The sequence below is a fragment of the Sphingomonas sp. genome, from assembly GCF_031380695.1.
Lineage (GTDB): Bacteria > Pseudomonadota > Alphaproteobacteria > Sphingomonadales > Sphingomonadaceae > Sphingomicrobium.
Map to the genome: position 1 here is coordinate 1 of NZ_JANMWY010000232.1, position 2,835 is coordinate 2,835.

The following is a 2,835-nucleotide window of genomic DNA, read 5'->3' on the forward strand; positions in this document are numbered from 1 at the left end:
GTCGAAGTCACCCGGCGAGACCGGGGCGCGAAACTCGCCCGGCTCGCGGCAGCCGGCGACTCCGCAGCGATCGGCGGCGCCTTCGATGCGGCCGTGGAATTTCTGGGGCTTCTCGCTGCGTGACGCCATGACCAGTGCGGACTCGTGCTTCCTCGATTGCAAACCCGCTCTATATAGGAGCGATGGACGCCTTCGCTACCGTTCCCGCCCTGGGCCAAGTGGCCACCGAGATGCGCGCGCGGCTCGACGCGGCGCTTTCACCCACCGCCCTGACCCTGATCGACGAAAGCGCGCATCATGCGGGCCATGCCGGGCACGACGGGCGGGGCGAATCGCACTTCGCGCTGGAGATCGAAAGCGCGGCGTTCGCGGGCAAGGCCCGTGTCGCGCGGCAGCGGCTGGTGTACGCCGCGCTGGGCGAGTTGATGCAGGAGCGGGTCCACGCCCTGACGATCAGGGCGCGAGCGCCGGGGGAGTAGGATGATCGAAACGATCATCACCCCCGTAACGCATGACCTGGGGGCGTTCAAGGTGCGGCGGTCGCTGCCTGCCAAAACGCGGACGATGGTCGGGCCGTTCATCTTCGTCGACCAGTTCGGGCCGGCGCGGCTGGGGCCGGGCGAGGGGATGGACGTGCGGCCGCATCCGCACATCAACCTCGCCACGGTGACGTACCTGTTCGAGGGCACGATCGACCATCGCGATTCGCTCGGCTCGTTCCAGACGATCGCACCGGGGGCGATCAATTTGATGACGGCGGGCAAGGGCATCGTCCATTCGGAGCGATCGCCGGCCGATACGCGCGCGGCCGGGCCGGGATTCTACGGGATGCAGACGTGGCTGGCGCTGCCCGACGGCAAGGAGGAGATCGACCCGGCGTTCGAGCATGTCGCGGGCGCGGGCCTGCCGCTGGTCGAGGGTGAGGGGGTGCGCGCGCGGGTGCTGATGGGCAGCCTGTGGGGCGTCAGCGCGGCGACAACCTGTCATTCGCCGACCATCTATGCCGACCTGGTGCTGCAGGCCGGGGCGAGCGTGGCGATCGAGGCCGAAGCGGACGAGCGGGCGCTGCTGGTGACCGAGGGGCAGGCGAGCATCGACGGCGAGGCGGTGACGTTGTTCGACCTGGTGATCCTGGCGCCGGGGCATCGCGCGGTGCTGACGGCGGAGAGCGCGAGCCGGGCGATGCTGCTGGGAGGCGGGGCATTTGCGACGCCGCGCCATGTCTTCTGGAATTTCGTCAGTTCGTCGCGGGAGCGGATCCAGCAGGCCAAGGAGGATTGGCGCGGAGGCAGGTTCCCGACAGTGCCGGGGGACGAGGCCGAGTATATCCCGCTGCCCGAGGTACCGCTGACGGTGAGTTATCCATGACCGAATTTCGCAAGATCGCGCTGCCGACGGGGGTTACGCTCAATGTCGCGCTCGCCGGGGCGGAGGATGCGCCGCCGGTAATCCTGTTGCACGGTTTTCCGGAGTCGCACCGGACGTGGCGCGACATGGTTCCGCTGCTGGCGGACCGGTTTCGGCTGGTGATGCCGGACCAGCGCGGGTTCGGCGGGTCGGATGCGCCGGCGGACGTGGCCGATTATCGTGCCGACAAGGTGATCGCCGACCTGTTCGCGCTGGCCGATGCGCTGGGGATCGGGAATTTCATGCTGGTCGGGCACGACTGGGGCGGGGCAATTGCGTGGGGCGCGGCAATCAAGGCGGATCCCAGGATCGAGCGGCTGGCGATCATCAACGCGCCGCACCCGGTCATTTTCCAGAAGAGCCTGATCGCCGACACGGCCCAGCGCACGGCGTCGCAATATATGAACCGTTTTCGCGACCCGGGGTTCGAGACGTTCGTCGCGGGGATGGGCATTCCGGCGTATTTCGACCGGACTTTCCAAGCGCGGATTCCGGCGGGGGCGATCAGCGCCGAGGAACGCGAGGGCTATATCGGCGAATGGAGCCGGCCGGGGACGCTGACGGGCATGCTCAACTGGTATCGCGCGTCGCCGATCATCGTGCCCGAACCGGAGGCGGACGCGGCGATGCCGGCGTGGGTCGACGCGCCCTTTCCCAAGATCCATATCCCGACCTGCGTCATCTGGGGGATGGACGACACGGCACTGTTGCCGCTGCAGCTCGACGGGCTCGACGCGTTCGTCGATGACCTGACGATCGTGAAGCTGCCGGGGGTCGGCCATTTCGCGCCGTGGCTGGCGCCGGGGCCGGTGGCGGAGGCGCTCGGGGCCTTCCTGTCGGCGTAATCGGTCGCTAAGCGCCCCGCATGACCCGTTCCCAATCGCGCTCCGCCGCCCGGCTCGCCGCCGTGCAGGCGCTCTATCAGCTGGAAATGGAGGGCAGCGCGGTCGCGCCGCTGCTCCACCAGTTCCACGAACATCGCCTGGGCGCGACGATCGAAGGGGCGACCTATGCCGAGGCCGAGCAGAGCTTCTTCGACGATGTTGTCAAGGGTGTGGATGCCAGGCGAAGCGAGATCGATGCGCTGATCGGCGAGAAGCTGGCGAAGGGCTGGAACCTCGACCGCCTCGACCGGCCGATGCGGGCGATTTTGCGGGCCGGGACGTACGAACTGATCGCGCGGCCCGACGTGCCGGTGGCGAGCGTGATCACCGAATATGTCGATGTCGCGCATGCCTTTTATGACAAGAAGGAAAGCGGCTTCGTGAACGGGCTGCTCGACGCGGTCGCGAGGGGCGCGCGGGGGTGAAGTTCGCGGCATGACCGGCGAATTGGAGTTCATTGCCGCGTTGCGGGCGCTGGCGACGCCGGCGGAGGCGCGCGGGTTTGATGATGACGTCGCGCTGCTCGGCGATCTGGTGCTGACTC

Annotated in this window: 4 protein-coding genes; all 4 read left to right on the plus strand. The window is 68.1% G+C overall.

All coding sequences use genetic code 11. From position 1 onward, the window contains the following. Positions 1-182 precede the first annotated feature (182 nt). From RMN84_RS08265 to nusB, 4 genes are read left to right on the plus strand one after another with little or no spacing between them, the layout of a single operon-like run. Complete coding sequence (locus RMN84_RS08265; RefSeq protein WP_309611701.1) at positions 183-479, plus strand: BolA family protein; 297 nt, start codon at positions 183-185, stop codon at positions 477-479. A gap of 1 nt (position 480) precedes the next feature. Beyond that, positions 481-1,368 (plus strand): pirin family protein, encoded by an 888-nt coding sequence (locus tag RMN84_RS08270; RefSeq protein ID WP_309611702.1) that lies wholly within the window; start codon positions 481-483, stop codon positions 1,366-1,368. Next, entirely contained in the window at positions 1,365-2,252 is an 888-nt protein-coding gene (locus tag RMN84_RS08275; RefSeq protein WP_309611703.1) for an alpha/beta hydrolase, read from the plus strand. The genes RMN84_RS08270 and RMN84_RS08275 overlap by 4 nt, the downstream gene beginning before the upstream one ends. A gap of 20 nt (positions 2,253-2,272) precedes the next feature. Next, positions 2,273-2,716 (plus strand): transcription antitermination factor NusB, encoded by a 444-nt coding sequence (gene nusB / locus RMN84_RS08280; protein WP_309611704.1) that lies wholly within the window; start codon positions 2,273-2,275, stop codon positions 2,714-2,716. Positions 2,717-2,835: the final 119 nt, after the last annotated feature.